The sequence below is a fragment of the Bradyrhizobium valentinum genome (assembly GCF_001440405.1).
GTDB lineage: Bacteria > Pseudomonadota > Alphaproteobacteria > Rhizobiales > Xanthobacteraceae > Bradyrhizobium > Bradyrhizobium valentinum.
The window spans coordinates 41,696-61,533 of sequence record NZ_LLXX01000021.1 but is presented as its reverse complement, the minus strand read 5'-3'; the positions used below and the strand labels follow the sequence as shown (position 1 = coordinate 61,533).

At 62.4% G+C, this 19,838-nt stretch carries 17 protein-coding genes; 10 read left to right on the top strand and 7 right to left on the bottom strand.

Annotated elements, in window-relative coordinates; translation table 11 throughout:
* Positions 1-181 precede the first annotated feature (181 nt).
* The 9 genes from CP49_RS02375 (at position 182) to CP49_RS02335 (ending at position 9,179) form a co-directional block, all read left to right on the top strand.
* On the top strand, positions 182-1,198 hold the full coding sequence (locus CP49_RS02375; RefSeq protein WP_057848694.1) for a TRAP transporter substrate-binding protein: 1,017 nt from the start codon (positions 182-184) through the stop codon (positions 1,196-1,198).
* Positions 1,199-1,276: 78 nt separating this feature from the next.
* Positions 1,277-1,786, top strand: a complete 510-nt coding sequence (locus tag CP49_RS02370; protein ID WP_057848693.1) for a TRAP transporter small permease — start codon at positions 1,277-1,279, stop codon at positions 1,784-1,786.
* A 6-nt stretch (positions 1,787-1,792) separates the two neighbouring features.
* Positions 1,793-3,109, top strand: coding sequence for a TRAP transporter large permease (locus CP49_RS02365; protein ID WP_057848692.1), 1,317 nt, complete (start codon positions 1,793-1,795; stop codon positions 3,107-3,109).
* Positions 3,110-3,219: 110 nt separating this feature from the next.
* Entirely contained in the window at positions 3,220-3,681 is a 462-nt protein-coding gene (locus CP49_RS02360; protein ID WP_057848691.1) for a DUF3237 domain-containing protein, read from the top strand.
* A gap of 264 nt (positions 3,682-3,945) precedes the next feature.
* The gene (locus CP49_RS02355; protein WP_057848690.1) at positions 3,946-4,746 is read left to right on the top strand and encodes a crotonase/enoyl-CoA hydratase family protein; all 801 of its coding nucleotides are present in this window, start codon (positions 3,946-3,948) and stop codon (positions 4,744-4,746) included.
* A 1-nt stretch (position 4,747) separates the two neighbouring features.
* Complete coding sequence (locus CP49_RS02350) at positions 4,748-6,634, top strand: feruloyl-CoA synthase (RefSeq protein ID WP_057848689.1); 1,887 nt, start codon at positions 4,748-4,750, stop codon at positions 6,632-6,634.
* Positions 6,635-6,669: 35 nt separating this feature from the next.
* Complete coding sequence (locus CP49_RS02345; protein ID WP_057848688.1) at positions 6,670-7,431, top strand: SDR family NAD(P)-dependent oxidoreductase; 762 nt, start codon at positions 6,670-6,672, stop codon at positions 7,429-7,431.
* A gap of 9 nt (positions 7,432-7,440) precedes the next feature.
* A complete protein-coding gene (locus CP49_RS02340; protein WP_057848687.1) occupies positions 7,441-7,860 on the top strand; it encodes an acyl-CoA thioesterase in 420 nt (139 codons plus the stop codon).
* Between the two features lie 167 nt (positions 7,861-8,027).
* Positions 8,028-9,179 (top strand): ABC transporter substrate-binding protein, encoded by a 1,152-nt coding sequence (locus CP49_RS02335; RefSeq protein ID WP_057848686.1) that lies wholly within the window; start codon positions 8,028-8,030, stop codon positions 9,177-9,179.
* Positions 9,180-9,414: 235 nt separating this feature from the next.
* On the opposite strand, the gene CP49_RS02330 is transcribed toward CP49_RS02335, so the two are convergent.
* Genes CP49_RS02330 through CP49_RS02320 form a run of 3 tightly spaced genes read right to left on the bottom strand, consistent with a single transcriptional unit; the run spans position 9,415 to position 12,957 of the window.
* Positions 9,415-10,146 (bottom strand): ABC transporter ATP-binding protein, encoded by a 732-nt coding sequence (locus CP49_RS02330; RefSeq protein WP_057848685.1) that lies wholly within the window; start codon positions 10,144-10,146, stop codon positions 9,415-9,417.
* Positions 10,143-11,912 (bottom strand): branched-chain amino acid ABC transporter ATP-binding protein/permease, encoded by a 1,770-nt coding sequence (locus CP49_RS02325; protein ID WP_057848684.1) that lies wholly within the window; start codon positions 11,910-11,912, stop codon positions 10,143-10,145. The genes CP49_RS02330 and CP49_RS02325 overlap by 4 nt, the downstream gene beginning before the upstream one ends.
* Positions 11,913-11,916: 4 nt before the next feature.
* Positions 11,917-12,957, bottom strand: coding sequence for a branched-chain amino acid ABC transporter permease (locus tag CP49_RS02320; protein WP_057848683.1), 1,041 nt, complete (start codon positions 12,955-12,957; stop codon positions 11,917-11,919).
* A gap of 177 nt (positions 12,958-13,134) precedes the next feature.
* Between CP49_RS02320 and CP49_RS02315 the strand changes: the two genes are divergently transcribed.
* On the top strand, positions 13,135-13,665 hold the full coding sequence (locus CP49_RS02315) for a MarR family winged helix-turn-helix transcriptional regulator (RefSeq protein WP_057848682.1): 531 nt from the start codon (positions 13,135-13,137) through the stop codon (positions 13,663-13,665).
* 98 nt (positions 13,666-13,763) lie between these two features.
* On the opposite strand, the gene CP49_RS02310 is transcribed toward CP49_RS02315, so the two are convergent.
* From CP49_RS02310 to CP49_RS02295, 4 genes are all read right to left on the bottom strand, one after another.
* Complete coding sequence (locus CP49_RS02310; protein WP_057848681.1) at positions 13,764-15,911, bottom strand: sensor domain-containing protein; 2,148 nt, start codon at positions 15,909-15,911, stop codon at positions 13,764-13,766.
* Positions 15,912-16,090: 179 nt separating this feature from the next.
* A complete protein-coding gene (locus tag CP49_RS02305; protein ID WP_057848680.1) occupies positions 16,091-17,380 on the bottom strand; it encodes a glycerate kinase type-2 family protein in 1,290 nt (429 codons plus the stop codon).
* Positions 17,381-17,503: 123 nt separating this feature from the next.
* Positions 17,504-18,730: an ABC transporter substrate-binding protein gene (locus tag CP49_RS02300; protein ID WP_057848679.1), complete on the bottom strand. Its 1,227-nt coding sequence runs from the start codon at positions 18,728-18,730 to the stop codon at positions 17,504-17,506.
* 162 nt (positions 18,731-18,892) lie between these two features.
* A partial coding sequence (locus CP49_RS02295) for an ABC transporter substrate-binding protein (protein ID WP_245310448.1) occupies positions 18,893-19,838 on the bottom strand: 946 nt, incomplete at its 5' end.

Genomic DNA, 19,838 nt, shown 5'->3' with positions numbered 1-19,838 from the left:
ATGATTATATCATATAACAGTCTTGGCAAAGCGCGTTGCCGCAAAAACCGGTAAAGCGCAGTTCGCCGCACCGCAAAAACGATGCGGCCGGATGTCCGCCTTGAAAAAGCGGGCGAGCTAGATAACATGTTAAATAACGGGGCCGCGCAGAAGGCCTGTCATGCCAGGGGAGAGAATGTCCATGAGAAAAGCGTTGTTGGCGCTGCTGCTTGCAGCCGGTGTGACGCCTGCGTTGGCGCAGGAAAAAACCTTCGAGCTGAAACTGTCGCACTGGGTGCCGGCCTCGCACCCGCTGCAGAAGGCGCTGGAAGACTGGGGTGCGGCGGTCGAGAAGGAGACCGGCGGCACCGTCAAATACAAGGTGTTCCCCGCCCAGCAGCTCGGCAAGGCGTTCGACCACTACGACATGGCGCGCGACGGCATCGCCGACATCACCTACGTCAATCCCGGCTATCAGCCGGGACGTTTCCCGATCATCGGCGCCGGCGAACTGCCGTTCCTGATGTCGGACGCCAAGGGCGGCTCGATGGCGCTCGACGCCTGGTACCGCAAATATGCCGAGAAGGAGATGAAGGACGTCAAGTTCTGCCTCGCCTTCATCCATTCCCCCTCGACGTTCCACTCCCGCACGAAGAAAATCGTCACGCCCGACGACATCAAGGGCATGAAGATCCGTCCTGCCCACGCCACCATGGCCAATTTCGTAACTCAGCTCGGCGGTACCAACGTGCAATCGTCGGCGCCTGAGGTTCGCGACATCATCGAACGTGGTGTGGCTGACGCCGTCACCTTCCCGTGGGGATCAGTGGTGCTGTTCGGCATCGACAAGGTGACGAAGTATCACATCGAAGCGCCGATCTACGTCACGACCTTTGCCTTCGTGATGAACAAGGACAAATACAATCAGATGTCCGACAAGCAGAAGAAGGCGATCGACAACAACTGCAACACGGAAGCGGCCGGTCGCGTTGGCGAACCATGGGGCAAGTACGAGGACGGCGGCGTCGAAAAGATCAAGGCGATGTCGGGTCACGAGGTCTACAAGCTGACGCCCGAGCAGACCGCGCAGTGGAAAAAGGCATCCGAACCGCTGGTCAAGACCTGGGGCGAGGGCGTCAAGAAGAACGGCGGCGACCCGGACGCGGCGCTGGCCGAGCTCAAGGCCTCGCTCACCAAGTACAACGCGCTCGCGCAGTAGAAACGTAAACGCCTTGGCCGGCGGCAGGAATTCTCCTGCCGCCGTTCCTCCTGCCATTGCCAGCCGTTCGGAGCGGACATGAATCGCGCGTGGATGGATCGTTTCATCGACACGATCGAATGGATCGCCGCCGGCTTTGTCGGCATCGTGGCGCTCAACATCTTCATCGGCGTCCTGCTGCGCAACACGCTTAACTATGCGATCCCGGATTCCTTCGACATCGGGCGCATGCTGCTCGGCATCCTGATCTTCTGGGGCATCGCCGCCACCAGCTATCGCGGCGGCCATATCACCGTCGATCTGGTCTGGGCCAATGTCGGTCCGAAATACCAGCGCATGATCGACGTGTTCGCGACGCTGGTGCTGCTGTTCGTCGTGACGGCGCAGACCTACACGTTGTTCGACAAGGTGCGCGGCACCTACAACGACAACGTGCTCACCTTCGACATGCACATGCCGACCTGGCCGTTCTTCGCCATCGCCTGGGCCGGTGACGGCGCCGCGGTGCTGTTGATCGCGATCCGTACCTACCGGCTGATCTTCCATCCGGAAGATATCCATGATGCCAAAGTGAAGACGGTGGAGTAGGCGAATATGAGCACCGACGCCGTCGCCGTCCTTGGGTTTGTCGCGCTGTTTGCGCTGATGCTGCTGCGCGTGCCCGTCGGCATGGCGATGGGCCTCGTCGGCGTCTGCGGCTTCGGTTATCTGGTCGGCTTCGCGCCGGCGCTGAAAATGGTCGGCCAGACCTCGATGCGCACGGTCACCGACTACACGTTCGGCGTGATTCCGATGTTTCTGTTGATGGGGGCGTTCGTCAGCAACTCCGGCATGAGCCGCGAACTGTTCCGCGCCGCCAACGGCTTTGTCGGTCATCTCCGCGGCGGGCTTGGTATTGCAACGGTGGGGGCTTGCGGCGGCTTTGCCGCGATCTGCGGCTCGTCGGTGGCGACCGCCGCGACCTTCTCCGCGGTGGCCTATCCGGAAATGCGCCGCTTCGGCTATCCGCAATCGTTCGCCACCGGCGTGATCGCGGCCGGCGGCACGCTGGGCGCCATGCTGCCGCCGTCGACCGTGCTCGCGGTCTACGGCATCATTACCGAGCAGGACATCGGTAAACTGTTCATCGCCGGCATCATTCCCGGCCTGCTCGCTATTGCGATGTACATGCTTACGATCGCAGTGATCGGCTGGTTCCGGCCCGACTTCCTGCCGACGGGTCCGCAGACCAAATGGCGCGAGCGCTTTGCCGGCCTGAAGAACATCTGGGCACCGGTGCTGCTGTTTGTTTTCGTCATCGGCGGACTCTACGGCCTGCCGTTCCTGCCGCGCTTCACGCCCACCGAGGCGGGCGGCGTCGGCGCCACCGGCGCGTTCCTGATCGGCGTGCTCACCGGGCGGCTGGACAAGGAAAAAATCCTGAACTCGCTGCTGCAGGCGACCCGCACCGCGGCCGCGGTGTTCACGGTGCTGATCGGCGCGCTGATCTTCGGCTATTTCCTGACGGTGACGCAGACCCCGCAGAAGGTGACGGAACTTCTCACCGGCCTCGGGCTCGGCCCCTACGGCATCCTCGCCCTCATCATGGTGATGTATCTGGTGCTGGGCTGTCTGATGGACGCCATGGCCATGATCATCCTGACGGTGCCGATCATCTTTCCGGTGATCGTCCATCTCGGCTTCGACCCGATCTGGTTCGGCGTCATCATCGTGATGACGGTAGAACTTGGCCTCATCTCTCCGCCGATCGGCATGAACGTCTTTGTCATCAAAAGCGTCGTCAAGGACGTGTCGTTTTCCACGATCTTCCGCGGCGTGATGCCGTTCGTGGTGACCGACCTGATCCGGCTGGTGATCCTGATCGCATTTCCGATACTTGCGCTGTGGCTGCCGCAACGTATGGCCGGTTAGAGCATGATCCGGAAAAGTGGGAACCGGTTTTCCGAAAAGATCATGCTCAAACAACGAGATGAGATCATGATGCGATTCTGCTTAATCGCATCATGATCTAGATTAGCCCGATGACCCCGCAGCTTTCGACCAGATACGTCTTCACCATCACCGCCCGGATCGGTGAGGTGACCTCGGCCGGCGACATCGGCACCGGCGTGCGCCGGATTATTCCGATCATCGGCGGCGAGGTGAAGGGCGAGGGGATCAACGGCAAGGTCTGCGCCTTCGGCGCCGACTTCCAGATCATTCGGCCCAACGAACTGATCGAACTGGAAGCCAAATACGCCTTCGAGACCGATGACGGCGCGGTGGTATATGTCGAGAACAAGGGCCTGCGCTTCGGCCCGGTCGACCTGCTGCAAAAACTCAAACGCGGCGAACCGGTCGATCCCAAGCTGATCTATTGCCGCACCGTGCCGCGGTTCGAGACCGGGGCCGAGAAATACCGCTGGCTGATGGAAAACCTGTTCATCGGCTCCGCCGCCCGCCACGCCGATCGCGTGGTGATCGACGTGCATCAGGTGCTGTAGGCGGGTTTCTTACCCTCCCCTGGAGGGGGAGGGTCGCTATACATTGAGCGCAGCGAAATGTATGGCGGGGTGGGGTGATCTCTCACCACGAGTACTGTTCGAGAGGAAAGACCGTCACCCCACCCCGCTACGCATTCCGCTTTGCTGCATGCGTAGCGACCCTCCCCCCGGGGGTAAGGCCGCCACTTATTGTCGTCGCCCAATTGACTCCACCAAAGATCGTTATAAAATATAACTATTCTGCACAGGAAGTAATACAGACCCATGGGAAACGCCTCCACCGCCTCAGCGGGTCCATCAGACCTGCTCAAGATCGAGCAGGTCGGCGCGGTGCTGACCGTGGGCCTCAATCGCCCGGCCAAGCGCAATGCGCTGAACGACGGCATCATCCTGGCGATCCAGGACTGCTTCTCCCATCTTCCTGAAGGCATCGGCGCCGTGGTCATCCATGGCGTCGGCGACCATTTCTCCTCCGGCCTCGATCTGTCCGAACTGACCGAGCACGACGCCACCGAGGGCCTGCGGCACTCCCAGATGTGGCACCGGGTATTCGACCGCATCCAGTATAGCCGCGTTCCCGTGATCGCAGCGCTGAAGGGCGCGGTGATCGGCGGGGGCCTGGAACTGGCCTGCGCGGCGCATATCCGTGTCGCCGAACCATCAGCCTATTTCGCGCTGCCGGAGGGCCAGCGTGGTATCTTCGTCGGCGGCGGCGGATCGGTGCGGCTGCCGCGGCTGATCGGCGTGGCGCGGATGATCGACATGATGCTCACCGGCCGGGTCTATTCGGCCACTGAAGGCTCGGCCTACGGTTTCTCGCAATACCTCACCGAAGCCGGCGGCGCGCTGCCGAAGGCGCTGGAACTCGCCGAGCGGGTAGCCGCGAATGCGCCGCTGACCAATTTTGCCGTGCTGCAGGCCTTGCCGATGATCGCGGAGGCCAATCCGCAGACCGGCCTGTTGATGGAATCCCTGATGGCGACGGTGGCGCAGAGCGACAAAGAGGCAAAACGCCGCATTCGCGCGTTTCTCGATCACAAGACCGCAAAGGTGAAGCCGACCTGACATGAGCGCCAAGCCCGACATGTCCGTCTCGACCGATGCCGCCGCGCGCGGGGATCATCCGCTGCGTCCGATCTCGTTCGGCACGCCCGCGGTGCATGTCGAGCGCCGCGACGACGGCACCATCTACCTGCGCCCAAAAGCCCAGTTGCGCGACTATCCGGTGCGCATCACCGACCGCCTGCACCATTGGGCCGCTGCCGCGCCCGATCGCGTCTTCATGGCGGAGCGGAACGCCGCGCGGGGTTGGCGGCAGATTACCTATGCGGAGCTTCTGGCGTCATCGCGGCATGTCGCGTCCGCGCTGCTGGCGCGCGGCCTTTCGGCTGAGAAGCCGGTCGTCATCCTGTCCGGCAACTCGGTCGATCATGCGCTGGTTGCGTTCGGCGCGCTCTATGCCGGCATTCCCTTCTGTCCGGTGTCGCCGGCCTATTCGCTGGTGTCGCGGGATTACGGCAAGCTCAGCTATCTGATGAAGCTGCTGACACCCGGCCTCGTCTTCGCCGACGATGCTACGAAATTCGCCGACGCGCTCGCGGCCAATGTGTCCTTTGGCACTGAGATCGCGGCTTCGCGCGGCGTCATGCCCGGCCGCGACGTTACAAGCCTGGCGGACCTGATGGCGACGCCATTGCATCCGCGCCTTGACGCGCTGCACGAGGCCATCGGCCCGGATACGATCGCCAAATTCCTGCTGACGTCGGGCTCCACCGGCAACCCGAAGGCGGTCATCAACACCCAGCGCATGATCTGCGCCAACCAGGTGATGCTGCGCGAGACGCTGGCGTTCCTGAAGGACGAGCCGCCGGTCATCGTCGACTGGCTGCCGTGGAATCATACGTTCGGCGGCAATCACAATATCGGGCTGACGCTGTACAATGGCGGCTCGATGTATCTAGACGAGGGCAAGCCGATGCCCGGCGGCATCGAGGAGACCGTGCGCAATCTCCAGGAGATTTCGCCGACCGTCTATTTCAACGTGCCCAAGGGCTATGAATCGCTATTGCCCTATCTGCGCAACGATGCGGGCTTGCGCAAAAAGTTCTTTGCTCGCCTCCATGCGATGTTCTTCTCAGGCGCCGCGCTGTCGGCCTTCGTCTGGAACAGCCTCGACGAACTTTCGGTTCAGGAAACCGGCTATCGCGTGCCGATGCTGACCGGCCTCGGCGCCACCGAAACCGCGCCGTTCTTCATGTCGGTCAATCCGCACACCAGCCGCTCCGGCCATGTCGGGCTGCCGGTGCTGGGCAATGATGCGAAACTCGTGCCCAACAACGGCAAGCTCGAGGTTCGCGCCAAGGGGCCGAACGTCATGCCGGGCTATTGGCGTCAGCCGGACATGACGGCGAAGTCGTTCGATGAGGAAGGCTTCTACAAAATGGGCGATGCGCTCAAGCCGGCCGTTGCAGATGATTTTGACGCCGGCTTCGATTTCGACGGACGCATCGGCGAGGATTTCAAGCTCGCCAGCGGGACCTGGGTCAGCGTCGGCCCCTTGCGCGCGCGCTTCGTTGCGGCCTGCGCGCCGCTGGTGCGCGATGTCGTGATTGCCGGTATCAACCGCGACGAAATATCGGCGCTGGTGGTGCTCGACCTCGACGGCTGCCGACTGATCAATCCAACGCTTCCGTCCGACGACCTCGCCACTGCTGCGTCCGATCCGCTGATCGTTGCGGCGTTCCGCGAACGCTTCCAGAAGCTTGTCGCAAGCGCGACCGGTTCGTCGACCCGGATCACGCGTGCGGTGCTGCTCGATACGCCGCTGTCGATCGATCGCGGCGAGGTCACCGACAAGGGCTCGATCAACCAGCGCGCGGTGCTGGAAAATCGCAGCGCGCTGATCGAGGAGATTTATTCGCCCGCGCCATTGGCGCACGTGATTACGCTGTAGCCGTATCAGTACAAGAGCTTGTCAGGGAGAGCACCATGCAGTTGAAGGACCAGGCCGCCATCGTCACCGGTGGCGCATCGGGATTGGGCGCAGCGACCGCGCGCCGGCTCGCGGCGCAGGGCGCCAAGGTTGCGATCTGCGATCTCAATGCCCAGCTTGCCGAAACCGTTGCCGCCGAGATCGGCGGCGTCGCCGTGACCTGCGACGTTTCCGATGCAGCCTCGGCGGAAGCCGCAATCGCCAAGGCTGCGGCGGCCCATGGGCCGGCGCGCGTGCTGGTCAACTGCGCCGGCATCGGCGTCGCCAAGCGGGTGATCGGCAAGGACGGGCCGATGGCGCTCGGCGATTTCGACAAGGTGATCAAGGTCAATTTGATCGGGTCCTTCAACATGCTGCGGCTGGCGACGGCGCCGATGTCGAAGCTGGAGCCGCTTGCGACCGGCGAACGCGGCGTGGTGATTTCAACCGCCTCGGTCGCGGCCTATGACGGCCAGATCGGGCAATCCGCCTATTCAGCCTCCAAGGGCGGCATCGTCGCCATGACGCTGCCGATCGCGCGCGAATTGGCGCAGTTCGGCATTCGCGTGCTGACGATCGCGCCGGGCCTCTTCCTCACGCCCCTGCTCGCCAACCTGCCGCAGGAAGCGCAGGACTCGCTTGCCGCTTCGATCCCGTTCCCGCGCCGCCTCGGTCAGGCCGATGAGTTCGCCTCGCTGGCGCTGCACATGATCGACAATCCTTACCTGAACGGCGAAGTGGTGCGGCTCGATGCCGCGCTTCGCATGGCGCCGCGCTAGGGATATCCCATGTTCGTCAACCGGCGCGACGTACAGATCCAATGGGGCGACTGCGACCCCGCCAACATCGTCTACTACCCGCGCTATTTCGCGATGTTCGACGATTCGACGTCGATCATGTTCGAAGCGGCCGGTTATTCGAAGCAGGACCTCATCCACAAATATGGCCTGGTCGGCATCCCCATGGTGGACACGCGGGCGAAATTCCACATCCCCTCGACCCACGGCGACTGGATCAGAATCGAAAGCCGGATCGAGAGTTTCAAGCGATCCAGCTTCGAGGTGATCCATAACGTGTTCAAGGGGGAGGCGCTGGCGATCGAGGCATTCGAGACCCGTGTGCTGGTCGGCCGTCATCCGGACGATCCCGCGAAGCTGAAATCGGCGCCGATGCCGCCGGAGATCATCGAACGATTCATGCGGGGCTGACTCGGCCTCCTCGGGGCTGACTCAGTCCTCCGCATGACCTAAAGAAGGGGCTGAATTCGTAGCCGGTTTTTGCTTCATAGCGTTTTCGAGCGAAGTGGGTACCGGTTCGCGTAAAGAAAGCGCGTACTAAGAACGAGACGATAAATAGATAATCAAGGGAGGAATGAATGAAGAAGGCCTTTCTGTCCGCTGCAGCAATTGTAGCGACTCTCGCCTTGCCGGGCTCGCCGGCGGTTGCGCAGACCAACGAAATCACGATCGGCATCACCGTCACCACGACCGGGCCCGCGGCTGCCTTGGGCATTCCCGAACGCAACTCGCTCGATTTCGTGCCGAAGGAAATTGGCGGCGTGCCGATCAAAATCATCGTGCTTGACGATGGCGGTGACCCGACGACGGCCACCACCAATGCGCGACGGTTCGTAACGGAATCCAAGGCCGACATCATCATGGGCTCCTCGACGACGCCGCCGACGGTTGCCGTCTCCACCGTCGCGAACGAGGCGGGGATTCCGCATTTCGGCCTCGCGCCGCTCCCGATCAACGAAGCGCGCATGAAATGGTCAGTCGCCATGCCGCAGCCGATCCCGATCATGGGCAAGGTGCTGTACGAGCACATGAAGGCGCACGGCATCAAGACCGTCGGCTATATCGGCTACTCCGATTCCTACGGTGATCTCTGGGTCAACGACTTCAAGACCCAGGCCGTTCCGATGGGCCTGACCATGGTGACCGAAGAGCGCTACGCTCGTCCCGATACGTCGGTCGCGGGCCAAGTGCTAAAACTGGTCGCCGCCAATCCCGACGCCATTCTGGTCGGTGCCTCCGGCACCGCCGCAGCGTTGCCGCAGAGCGCGCTGCGCGAGCGCGGCTACAAGGGCCTGATCTACCAGACCCACGGCGCCGCCAGCATGGACTTCATCCGCATCGCAGGTGCAGCGGCCGAGGGCGTGATCATGGCGTCCGGTCCGGTGATGTCACCGGAAACCCAGCCCGACAGCGCGCTGACCAAGAAGCCGGGCCTCGCGCTCAACACCGCCTATGAGGCCAAGTATGGCGCCAACAGCCGCAGCCAGTTCGCCGGCCATTCCTACGACGCCTTCGAAGTGCTCAAGCGCGTGGTGCCTGTGGCGTTGAAGAAGGCGAAGCCGGGAACGCCGGAATTCCGCGAGGCGATCCGCCTGGCGCTGATGTCCGAGAAGGAAATCGCGGCCAGCCAGGGCGTCTACAACTTCACCGAAAAGGATCGCTACGGCCTCGACGACCGCTCACGCATCATCCTGACCGTGAAGGACGGAAAGTACGTCCCGGCGAAGTAAGGCTGGGGCAACTATCAAACCCTCATGGTGAGGAGGCGCGAAAGCGCCGTCTCGAACCATGAGGCCCCGCCGGTGCCATTCATCCTTCGAGACGCGGCGAAGACGCCGCTCCTCAGGATGAGGTCTGACAGGGTGGGCAAAGCGCGATGAGCGCCTTTGCCCGCCCTAATTTGTGCGGAAGTCAGAAGCAGCTTCCTAACAGCCTTAAGATCTCGTTAGTAAAAGCGACGTCTCCCTAAATCCCGCTCGCGCCTTCGTGCTGAAAGCCGAGATAGCTCGCGGCGACGCGCTGGTTGCTCGCGATATCCTTTGCCGATCCGCTCAAGATGAACTCGCCGAGCTCCATCACATAGGCGCGGTCGGCGATTTGCAGGGCGGCCTGCGCGTTCTGCTCGACCAGCAGCACCGAGACGCCGGCGGCGCGCAGTTCGCCGATGGTGCGGAAGATGTCGGCAACGATGATCGGGGCGAGGCCGAGGCTCGGTTCGTCCAGCATCAACAGTTTTGGCGCGCCCATCAGGGCGCGGCCCATCGCCAGCATCTGCTGCTCGCCGCCGGAGAGCGTGCCGGCCAGTTGCTTGCGCCGCTCCTTCAGCCGCGGAAACAGCGTGTAGACGCGCTCGAACGATGTTGCTGCCGTGGCCTTCGGAATCCGGAAGGCGCCGAGTTGCAGATTGTCCTCGACATTCATGGTGCCGAACAGTTCGCGATGCTCGGGCACGAGACTGAGGCCCGCCGCAACGCGATCCTCGATGTCGAGCGGCGCCATGTCGATGCCGGCAAACGCAGTGGCGCCCTTGAGCGGCAGGACGCCCATGATGGCGTTCAACAGCGTGGACTTGCCGGCGCCGTTGGCGCCGATGATGGTGACGATCTCGTTGTCGGCAACTTGAAGCGAAACCGAGCGCACGGCTTCGACCTTGCCGTAGGAGACGTGGGCGTCGGAGACCGATAACAGCGCGCTCATGCGGCAGCTCCGAGATAGGCCTTGATCACGTCGGGGTTGGTCTTGATTTCAGCCGGCGTGCCCTCGGCGATCTTGGTGCCGAAATCGAGCACCACGATGCGGTCGGCGAGATCCATCACAAAACCCATGTCGTGCTCGACCAGCAGCACCGACATGCCGCCGTCGCGCAATTGACGGAGTAGCGCAGCGAGCCGCTGTTTTTCCATATGGCGCAGTCCGGCGGCCGGTTCGTCGAGCAGCAGCAGCAACGGATCGACGCACAGCGCCCGCGCAATCTCGACGATACGCTGCTGACCGAGCGACAGGCTGCCCGCCAACTGGTCGATCTGGTCGCCAAGGCCGACGCGCTCGATCTGGCGCGCGGCTTCCGCCAGCAATTTCGCCTCATCGGCCCGGTCGAGCCGAAACATGCTTGATATCGCGCCCGAAGAGCCTCGCAGATGCGCGCCGATCGCGACGTTCTCCAGCACGGTCATGTCAGGCACCAGCTTGACGTGCTGGAAGGTTCTGCTGACGCCGAGCTTGACGACTTCCTGCGGCGGAGCGTTGTCGACCTTGTTGCCGAGCACCGAGATGGTGCCGCCGGTCGTCGTCAGCACGCCCGTGATCAGGTTGAAGGTCGTGCTCTTGCCGGCGCCGTTGGGCCCGATCAGGGCGACGATCTCGCGGGAGCGGACGTCGAAGGAGACGTCGTTGACGGCGATCACGCCGCCGAACTGCTTGCGCGCTTTCTCGATCTGCAGCAGCGCGGCGGACGAAGCCGGCGCGCGCACGCGCGCGGCAAGGGGAAGCGAGGTGTCGGGTGTCTTGCGGGCCAGCTTGATCGGCAATCGCGCCATCAGCCAGGGCCAGACGCCGGTCGGCGCCAGTTGCAGCAAAACGACCAGCAGGATGCCGAACACGATGGTCTCGAGCTGGCTCTGGCCGCCAAAAATATAGGGCAGGTAGCTCTGCAGGATCTCCTTGAGGATCACGACGATCCCTGCGCCGAGCACCGCGCCCCAGACGTAGCCAGCGCCGCCGACCACGGCGATGAAGAGATACTCGATGCCGGCATGTGCGCCGAACGGGGTCGGGTTGGCCGCGCGCTGGAAATGCGCATAGAGCCAGCCGGAGAGGCCCGCGAGAACAGCCGCATAAACGAACACCAGCAGCTTGGCGCGCGGCGTCTGCACGCCGAACGCTTCGCCGGCGATATGCCCGCGCCGCAGCGCGCGGATCGCGCGGCCGGTGCGGGAGTCCAGAAGGTTCATGGTCAGCAATGCCGAAACCAGCACCGCGATCCAGATCGCGAAATAGATCGTGCCGGGATCGAGCATCCGAAAGCCGCCGATCGAGAGCGGCGGAATACCTGAGATGCCGTCATTGCGGCCGAGGAATTCCAGCTTGCTGAACAGATAGAACAAGGCGATGCCCCAGGCGATGGTGCCGAGCGGCAGATAATGCCCGGACAATCGCACCGTAACGATGCCGAGCAGGACCGCGGCGATGCCGCTGACCAGAAGCGAGAGCGGCAGCGTTACCCATGGCGAAACGCCATAGGCCGTGGTCAGCACTGCCGTGGTGTAGGCACCGAAGCCGCAAAAGGCGGCCTGGCCGAATGAAGTGAGGCCGCCGACGCCGGTCAGGAGCACGAGCCCCATCGCTACCAGGGCTGCGAGGCCGATATTGTTGAGCAGCACGATCCAGAACGGCGGCACGCCCGGAATGAACGGGATCGCTGCCATGATAGCTGCGAAGATGATGAGAGGGGTTCGCTGATTCATCGCGTCAGTCCTTCTCTTCCTCGACCGCGGGCGCTGCGAGCGAGCGCAGCACCAGCACGGGAAGGATCAGCGTAAAGACGATGACCTCCTTGTAATTGCTGGCGTAGAACGAGGAGAACGCCTCGACGCTGCCGACGATCAAGGCAGCCACCGCAGTCAGCGGATAGCTGACGAGCCCGCCGATGATCGCGGCAATAAAGCCTTTCAGGCCGATCAGGAAGCCGGTGTCGTAATAGAGCGTAGTGATCGGAACGATCAGGATGCCGGAAATCGCGCCGATCAGGGACGCCAGAAGGAAGGCGATCTGTCCCGACAGCGTGGTGCGGATGCCGACGAGGCGGGCGCCGAGCCGGTTGACGGCAGTGGCGCGCAGCGCCTTGCCCATCAGCGTGAAGCCGAAGAACAGCCACAGCGCGACGATGAAGGCGATGGTCAGCCCGTAGACCGCAAGGCTCTGGCCCGTGAAGCGCAAGGGCCCGATCGTGAGCGCCGCGCTGGACAGCGCCGGGCCGCGCAGGCCTTCGGCGCCGAAGAACACCAGGCCCAGGCCCTGCAAAGCGAGATGGCAGCCGACGGACGCGATCAGCAGCACCAGCACCGAAGTATGGGCGAGCGGCTGGAACGCGATGCGGTAGAGGAACAGCCCGATTGCGGCGACGATCAGGAGCGACAGCGCGATGTTGACCGCAATTGGCGTCTTGGGGCCGGCAAGGCCGTAGGTCAGAGCGAGGATGATTGCGGGCAGGACGATGTTGAAGGCAAAGGCACGTAAAATCCGCGTTGGCCGTAGCGACCGCCTGATATCAAACAGGTCGAGGCCGAAGGCGACGATCCCCATGGCGAGCGCCAGCTTTGCGGTGCCCGGCACCTGACCGGTTGCCAGCATGGCGTAGCTCAGCGCGCCGAACGTGACGAATTCGCCCTGCGGGATCAGGATGACGCGGGTGACGGCAAACACCAGCACCAGCGCAAGCCCGAGCAGCGCATAGATCGCGCCATTGGTGATGCCGTCCTGCAGCAGGAACAGCATGATCGTCGTGTTCAAGACTGGCGCTCCCCCTAAAAGCGTCGCCGGTCCTGACCTCGCGCGGTCGGCCGGCCGTCCCATATCTCTCGGCAGTTGAAAGTTGCCGATATTTGATATATTCAATAACAATTATCAAATATAACATCAAGGCCCCGGCCACCGGCCTAGCCTTTTTTCGGGTGCGAGTCTCACGCCATGACAGTTTCCAAGGCAGCTACCGATGCCGTCAAGCCGTCGCGCAGCAACGGCAAGGAAATTGCGGGCGGCGCTGTGGACGGCGCCGCTGATAATGCCGGGCTGCAACTGGGCGAGCTGGCTGACCTGCTCGGCTATTCGCTCAAGCGTGCACAGCTCAAGGTGTTCGAGGATTTCCTGCGCTGCGTCGCGCCGCTGCAACTGACGCCGGCGCAATTCTCCGTGCTGCTGCTGCTCGACCGCAATCCCGGGCGCAACCAGACCGAAATCGCCAACACGCTCGGCATCCTCAGGCCGAATTTCGTATCGATGCTGGATGCGCTGGAGAGCCGCGGCCTCTGCGCCCGGATGCGCTCGACCAACGACCGCCGCTCGCACATTCTGGTTCTGACCGACAAGGGAAGGGCGGTGCTGGCGCGCGCCAAGAAGCTCGTTGCCACCAAGCACGAGGCGCGCCTCAACGAATTGCTGGGCCCCGCCAACCGCGTGGCACTGCTCGCAATGCTGTCGAAGATCGCGGCGGAGTTTTGAGATGCGCCTGTCATTCCGGGATGGTCCGAAGGACCAGACCCGGAATCTCGAGATTCCGGGTTCGCTTCGCGCCCCGGAATGACGGTGATAGTGAGCAATCACGCCGCGACGATACGGCCCTTAACCTCGCGCGACCCGCGTCCCGACAAAAATTGCCGCTCGATCTCGGCGGCGGGAAGCGGCCGGCTGAACAGGAAGCCCTGCATCTCGGTGCATCCTTCGGAAGCGATGCTGTGGAGCTGCTCCGCGGTTTCCACGCCCTCGGCGGTAGCCGTCATGCCCATGCCGTTGGCGAGCGCGGCAACCGCCCGCACGATGTTGAGCGAGCTCGAATTCTCGGTAATGTTCTTGACGAACGAACGGTCGATCTTGATCTTGTCGAACGGAAAGCTCTGCAGATAGGTCAACGACGAATATCCGGTGCCGAAATCGTCCATGGCGATCCGGATCCCGAGCGCGCGCAACTGATGCAGCAGCGCGAGCGTCGCTTCCTTGTTGTGCAGCAGAACGGTTTCGGTGATTTCGATCTCCAGCCGCGTCGGCGCGAGGCCGGAAGCCGCGAGCGCGCTGATGATCACCTGCATCAGGCCGGGGCTGCGAAACTGCATCGCTGAAATATTGACGGCGACGTGAAGGTCGCCGGGCCATTGCGCCGCGGTGGCGCAGGCCTGCCGGATGACCCACTCGCCCAGCGGAACGATGAAGCCAATCTCTTCGGCCAGCGGAATGAAGGTGGCCGGCGAGATCATCCCCTTGGTCGGATGATTCCAGCGTATCAAGGCTTCAAAGCCGCTGATTTCCTTGCTCGCGAGGTTGACGACCGGCTGGTAGTGCAGCTCGAACTCGCCTCTCGGCAGCGCCCTGCGCAGCTCCTGCTCCATGATGCGACGGGTCTGCATCTGCAGGTCCATGGCGGGTTCGAAGAAGCGGAACGTGCCGCGGCCGTCGCTCTTGGCGCGGTAGAGCGCGAGATCGGCGTTGCGCAGCAGCTTGTCGGGGTTCGATCCGTCACCGGGGCCGACCGAAATACCGATGCTGACACCGATCACGGCCTGTTGGCCATCGATGTCATAGGGCTCGCTCAGCGCATCGATGACGCGCTGTGCCAGCGAAGTGGCGTCGGCGGGGTCCGCGATCATGGCCTGCACGATCACGAATTCATCGCCTCCCATCCGCGCGATCGTATCGGCCTCGCCGACGAGGGAGCGCAACCGTTCAGCGACGATCCTGAGCAGCTTGTCGCCGCAGGGATGGCCGAACGTATCGTTCACGGCCTTGAACTGATCGAGGTCGAGATGATGGACGGCCACCATTTCGCCGTGCTGAACCCGGCCGAGCGCGTGCTGGAGCCGGTCGTTCAGCAGCACCCGATTGGCCAGATCAGTCAGCGCATCGTGGTGCGCCATGTACTCGATCTTGACTTCGGACTGGCGCTGCTCGGTGATGTCCTCATGCGTGGCGACCCAGCCGCCGCCGGGCATCGGCCGGTGCCGGATCTTGAAGGTGCGCCCGTTCTTCAGTTCGACGATGCTGTCTTTGGCTTCGTTGGAAACCGCGACGTTGGTGCGCCAGCGCAGATATTCGTCCCGCGTCATGGCGGGGAAACTGCCGGCTTCGAAGCGCAGGTCGACGATCTCGACCAGCGACATGCCGGGGCTGACGCGCTCGGGTGCGATATCGTACATCTCGACAAAGCGATCGTTGCACACGATCAGGCGATGGTCGGAATCGAAGAAGCAAAGCCCCTGCGACATGTTGTTGATCGCGGTATCGAACTGGAAATTCCTGACGCGCAGGGCCTCTTTCTGCTCCTTGCCGAGTTCGTATTGCTTCTTCAGCCGGGCATTGAGCTCTTCACGCTCGGTGATGTCCTCGTGGGTTGCCATCCCGCCGCCGTCGGGCATCGGGTAGACGGTGTAGGCGATGATCCGGCCGTCGGTGAACTCCTGCACCGTGGTGTCGAGTGCGATGTCGCGGCCTATGCGCTCGCGGATGTAATCATCAGGCTCGGCCTGCAACTTCAGGCCAAGCTTCAGCCGATGCCGGATCAGCTCAAGGGTCGGTGTCTCCGGCTTCACCTGTTCAGGCGAGAGCCCGTACATTTCCCTGTAACGACCGTTGCAGAAAACGACTTCGCGCTTCTCGTCGAAGACGACGATGCCGAGCGACAAATGGTTGACCGCCTCTTCGAGCCGCGCACTCAAATGCGCCGACCGTGGGGCGGTTATCTGGCCGTGATCCGTCATACAGCGTTTCCCCAGCCGCTATCGGCGGCGCTCCTCCTCCAGGAGAACGGGCATTAGAAGGCCAAGCTGGTGAATTGCATCTTCGAGACCGGGCAATGCGCGCCGGTTCCTCGCAGCTTGCTCAACAAAGCGTTAACGCCGTGATCGCACGTACAGGATGCCGGCGACTGCCCCGAAACCTAGGCGGGGTCGACCAAGATCACCCTGACGTCATTGACGTTGGTGAGCGTCGGGCCCGTCAGCAGGAGATCACCGGTGGCTGAAAAGAATGCGGTCGCATCGTTGTTGGCGAGATAGGCCGCAGGGTCGAGGCCGAGCGACTTCATCTTCGCAAATGTCATCTGGTCGATCACGGCGCCGGCCGGATCGGTTGCGCTACCGGCGCCGCCGTCGGCGCCGTCGGTGTCTGCGGCCAGCGCCACGATACCGGTTGTGTCCTTCAGAAGGTCCGCCAGCGCCAGCGCATATTCCTGGTTGGGGCCGCCACGGCCATTGCCGCGCACGGTCACCGTGAGTTCGCCGCCCGACAGGATGGCGGTGCGCTTGCCCTCGCTGCGCGCCTGCAGCGCCAGCCGCGCATGGTCAGCCGCGACATCGCGCGCCTCGCCTTGGAGATCCGCGCCTAGGCCGATGACCTCGTATCCCGCGTCCTTTGCGACCTTGATTGCCGCGTCGAGCGACGCCTTCGGTTTCGCGATCATCTCGAATTGCGCGCGGGCAAACGCGCCATCGCCGGGCTTGCAGCTCTCGTTCCTGGGATCCTCGAGCGCGCGCCTGACGGCATCGTCAACCCTGAGATTATATTTCGCCACCAGCGCGCGGGCGTCCGCCAGTGTACTTGGATCCGGCACCGTCGGTCCCGATGCAATCGCGGACGGATCGTCATGCGGCACGTCGGAGATCGCCAGCGTCACGATTTCGGCGGCGCGCTGTCCGGCGCGGGCCAGCCGGCCGCCCTTGATCCGCGACAGATGCTTGCGGACGATATTCATCTCGCCGATCGGTGCGCCCGAACGGAGTAGCGCGCGGTTCACCTGCTGCTTCTGCGCGAACGAAACGCCGTCGGCCGGCGCGATCCAGTTCGCGGAGCCGCCGCCGGACAACAGCACCAGCAACAGATCGTCCGCGGTTGCCTCAGCGGCGAGACGCAGGGTTTCGTCTGCGGCTTTCAACCCGGCTTCGTCGGGCACCGGATGGCCGGCCTCGACGACCCTGATCCGCCGCGTCGGCACGCCGTGGCCGTGGCGCGTGGTGGCGATGCCGGTCAGGCGCGACGGATCGAGGCCCAGCGTATCGAGGTAGTGCCGTTCGGCAGCAGCAGCCATGGCCGCGGCTCCCTTGCCGGCGGCGAGGCAGATCACCCGACCCTTTGGCGCCGGGCGCAGATGCGCCGAGAGCACGACGTCGGGATGCGCGGCCGCAACGGCCGCGTCAAAGATCGTACGCAAGAGGGAACGTCGGTCGGTCATGTCTGCTCGGGGACGAAGAGGGACGGGAAGTCAGTTTATCCATCCAATCGCGGCAAAAGAAAACCCCGCGGGGCAGACCGCGGGGGCGTTAATGGCTACCAATCGGTCGATAGGATTTTTCGATTAGCCGCCGACTTCGGCATCGATCACTTCGCCGAAGCGTTCCCAGGTCTCGCCTTTGAACTTCTGAAGTTGGACCGCCGAAATGGGGGCAAAGTCGGTAGCGCTGGTGTTGACCCTGATACCCGGCAGCAAGCTGCCGATCTCGAGACCTTTGATGCTGGCCGCCTGCTTCATGACGTTCTCGCGGGTGAGATTGTCGCCGCTGGCTTTGAGCACATGCACGAGGCCCTGCGCGACTGTGTACCCGTACATCACAAAGCTATCGATCCTGTTGGCCTCGGGGTAGTATTTGGCCAGAAATTCGTCGAAAGCTTTCATGCCGGGGTCGTTCTTCCACTCCGGATCAGACGTATCCTTAAGGTAATTGGACGAGATGATGTCCTGCGCATTCTCGAAGCCGGCCGGTTTCATCACGCTGCCGATCGAGGCCGAAACGTTGTTGAGAAAGTGCAGCGGCTTCCAGCCGATCTCGGCATTCTTCTTGATCGCCTGCGCCGCGAACTTCGGCGTGGTGATGTTGATGAACACGTCGGCGCCTGACGCCTTCAGCTTGACGATGTGGGAGTCGATGGTCGGTTCGGAGACTTCGTAGCTTTCCTCCAGCACGATCATCGACGCCGCCTTGGCGCCGAGCCCGTCCTTGAAGCCCTTCAGGTAGTCCTTACCGTAATCGTCGTTCTGATAGAGAATCCCGATCTTGGCATCCGGCTTGTTCTTCAGGATGTACTTGGCGTAGATCTGCGTCTCGCTCTGGTAGTTGGGCTGCCAGCCCATCGTCCACGGGAAGCTTTTGGGATCGTTCCACTTGGTGGCGCCGGTAGCGACGAACAGTTGCGGCACCTTCTTGCTGTTGAGGTATTTCTGGATCGCCGTGTTCGGCGGGGTGCCCAGCGGATTGAAGACGATCAGCGCTTCGTCGCTCTCGACCAGCTTGCGGGCCTGCTCCACCGTCTTCGGCGGGCTGTAGGCGTCGTCATAGCTGATGAAGTTGATCTTGCGGCCGTTGATGCCGCCCTCGGCGTTGATCTTCTTGAAATAGGCTTCCTCGGTCTTGGCAATCACGCCATAGGCGGAAGCCGGTCCGCTGTAGGGCATGATGTTGCCGATCTTGATTTCCGTGTCGCTCGCACCCGGATCGTATTTCTTCTGTGCAAGCGCGCCGCCTGACGTCGCGGCGAGTAGTCCAAACGCGGCTGAAAGAATAGCCAGTTTTTTTATTGCGGACATTTCTGTCTCTCCCGTTTTCATTTCTTAATGTAACTGCCAGGCCTCTTAACGAGGCTCTTTTGACAGCGGCGTGATTAGCATCTTGCCGGAAGCCTCACAAACAAAAAGCCCCTGCGGTAAAAGCCGCAGGGGCTGCATCTTCAGCAGAGCTCGCGAGCGGCGCTAGCCGCCGACGTCATCCGAGAGAATTTCGCCGAAGCGTTCCCAGGTCTCACCTTTCAATCGCATCAGTTGCACCTGCGAGATCGGAGCAAAGTCAGTGGCTGACGTGTTGACCTTGATGCCCGGCAGCAAGCCGCCGAGTTGGAGGTCCTTGATGCTCGCGGCCTGCTTCATGACATTGGCGCGCGTGAGATTGTCGCCACTGGCTTTCAACACATGCTCGAGGCCCTGTGCAACCGTATAGGCATACATCACGAAGATGTCCGTACGATTGGCTTCCGGGTAATATTTGTCCAGGAACTCGTTCCATGCCTTCATGCCTGCGTCGTTCTTCCACTCCGCATCCGTCGGATCCTTGAGATAGTTTGAGGAGATGATGTCTTGCGAATTCTCGAAGCCTGCTGGCTTGATAACGCTGCCGATCGAGGAGGAGACACCGTTGAGGAAGTGCATTGGCTTCCAGCCGATCTCGTTCATCTTCTTGATCGCCTGCGCGGCGAACTTCGGCGTGGAGACGTTGAAGAACACGTCGGCATTCAGCGACTTCAGCTTGACGATGTTCGAATCGATGGTCGGCTGCGATACTTCGTAGCTTTCCTCGACGATAATCATCGAGGCTGCCTTGTCGCCCAGGCCGTCCTTGAAACCCTTGAGATAGTCCTTGCCGTAGTCGTCGTTCTGATAGAGCACCGCGATCTTGGCATCGGGTTTGTTCTTCAGAATGTACTTCGCATAGATCGCCGACTCGCTCTGGTAGTTGGGCTGCCAGCCCATGGTCCAGGGGAAGTCCTTCGGGTCGTTCCACTTGGTGGCGCCGGTCGCAACGAACAGTTGCGGCACCTTCTTGGTGTTGAGGTATTTCTGGATCGCCGTGTTCGGTGGTGTACCGAGCGGATTGAAGATGAGCAGGACTTCATCGCTCTCCACCAGCTTGCGCGCTTGTTCG

What these genes read in the sequence shown, in the direction of transcription:
- CP49_RS02350 (WP_057848689.1), top strand. Translation starts at nt 4,748, where the DNA reads ATGAGCGCCAAGCCCGACATGTCCGTCTCGACCGATGCCGCCGCGCGC.
- CP49_RS02345 (WP_057848688.1), top strand. Translation starts at nt 6,670, where the DNA reads ATGCAGTTGAAGGACCAGGCCGCCATCGTCACCGGTGGCGCATCGGGA.
- CP49_RS02300 (WP_057848679.1), bottom strand. Translation starts at nt 18,730, where the DNA reads ATGTCCGCAATAAAAAAACTGGCTATTCTTTCAGCCGCGTTTGGACTA.
- CP49_RS02340 (WP_057848687.1), top strand. Translation starts at nt 7,441, where the DNA reads ATGTTCGTCAACCGGCGCGACGTACAGATCCAATGGGGCGACTGCGAC.
- CP49_RS02375 (WP_057848694.1), top strand. Translation starts at nt 182, where the DNA reads ATGAGAAAAGCGTTGTTGGCGCTGCTGCTTGCAGCCGGTGTGACGCCT.
- CP49_RS02360 (WP_057848691.1), top strand. Translation starts at nt 3,220, where the DNA reads ATGACCCCGCAGCTTTCGACCAGATACGTCTTCACCATCACCGCCCGG.
- CP49_RS02315 (WP_057848682.1), top strand. Translation starts at nt 13,135, where the DNA reads ATGACAGTTTCCAAGGCAGCTACCGATGCCGTCAAGCCGTCGCGCAGC.
- CP49_RS02310 (WP_057848681.1), bottom strand. Translation starts at nt 15,911, where the DNA reads ATGACGGATCACGGCCAGATAACCGCCCCACGGTCGGCGCATTTGAGT.
- CP49_RS02325 (WP_057848684.1), bottom strand. Translation starts at nt 11,912, where the DNA reads ATGAATCAGCGAACCCCTCTCATCATCTTCGCAGCTATCATGGCAGCG.
- CP49_RS02305 (WP_057848680.1), bottom strand. Translation starts at nt 17,380, where the DNA reads ATGACCGACCGACGTTCCCTCTTGCGTACGATCTTTGACGCGGCCGTT.
- CP49_RS02335 (WP_057848686.1), top strand. Translation starts at nt 8,028, where the DNA reads ATGAAGAAGGCCTTTCTGTCCGCTGCAGCAATTGTAGCGACTCTCGCC.
- CP49_RS02370 (WP_057848693.1), top strand. Translation starts at nt 1,277, where the DNA reads ATGAATCGCGCGTGGATGGATCGTTTCATCGACACGATCGAATGGATC.
- CP49_RS02355 (WP_057848690.1), top strand. Translation starts at nt 3,946, where the DNA reads ATGGGAAACGCCTCCACCGCCTCAGCGGGTCCATCAGACCTGCTCAAG.
- CP49_RS02330 (WP_057848685.1), bottom strand. Translation starts at nt 10,146, where the DNA reads ATGAGCGCGCTGTTATCGGTCTCCGACGCCCACGTCTCCTACGGCAAG.
- CP49_RS02365 (WP_057848692.1), top strand. Translation starts at nt 1,793, where the DNA reads ATGAGCACCGACGCCGTCGCCGTCCTTGGGTTTGTCGCGCTGTTTGCG.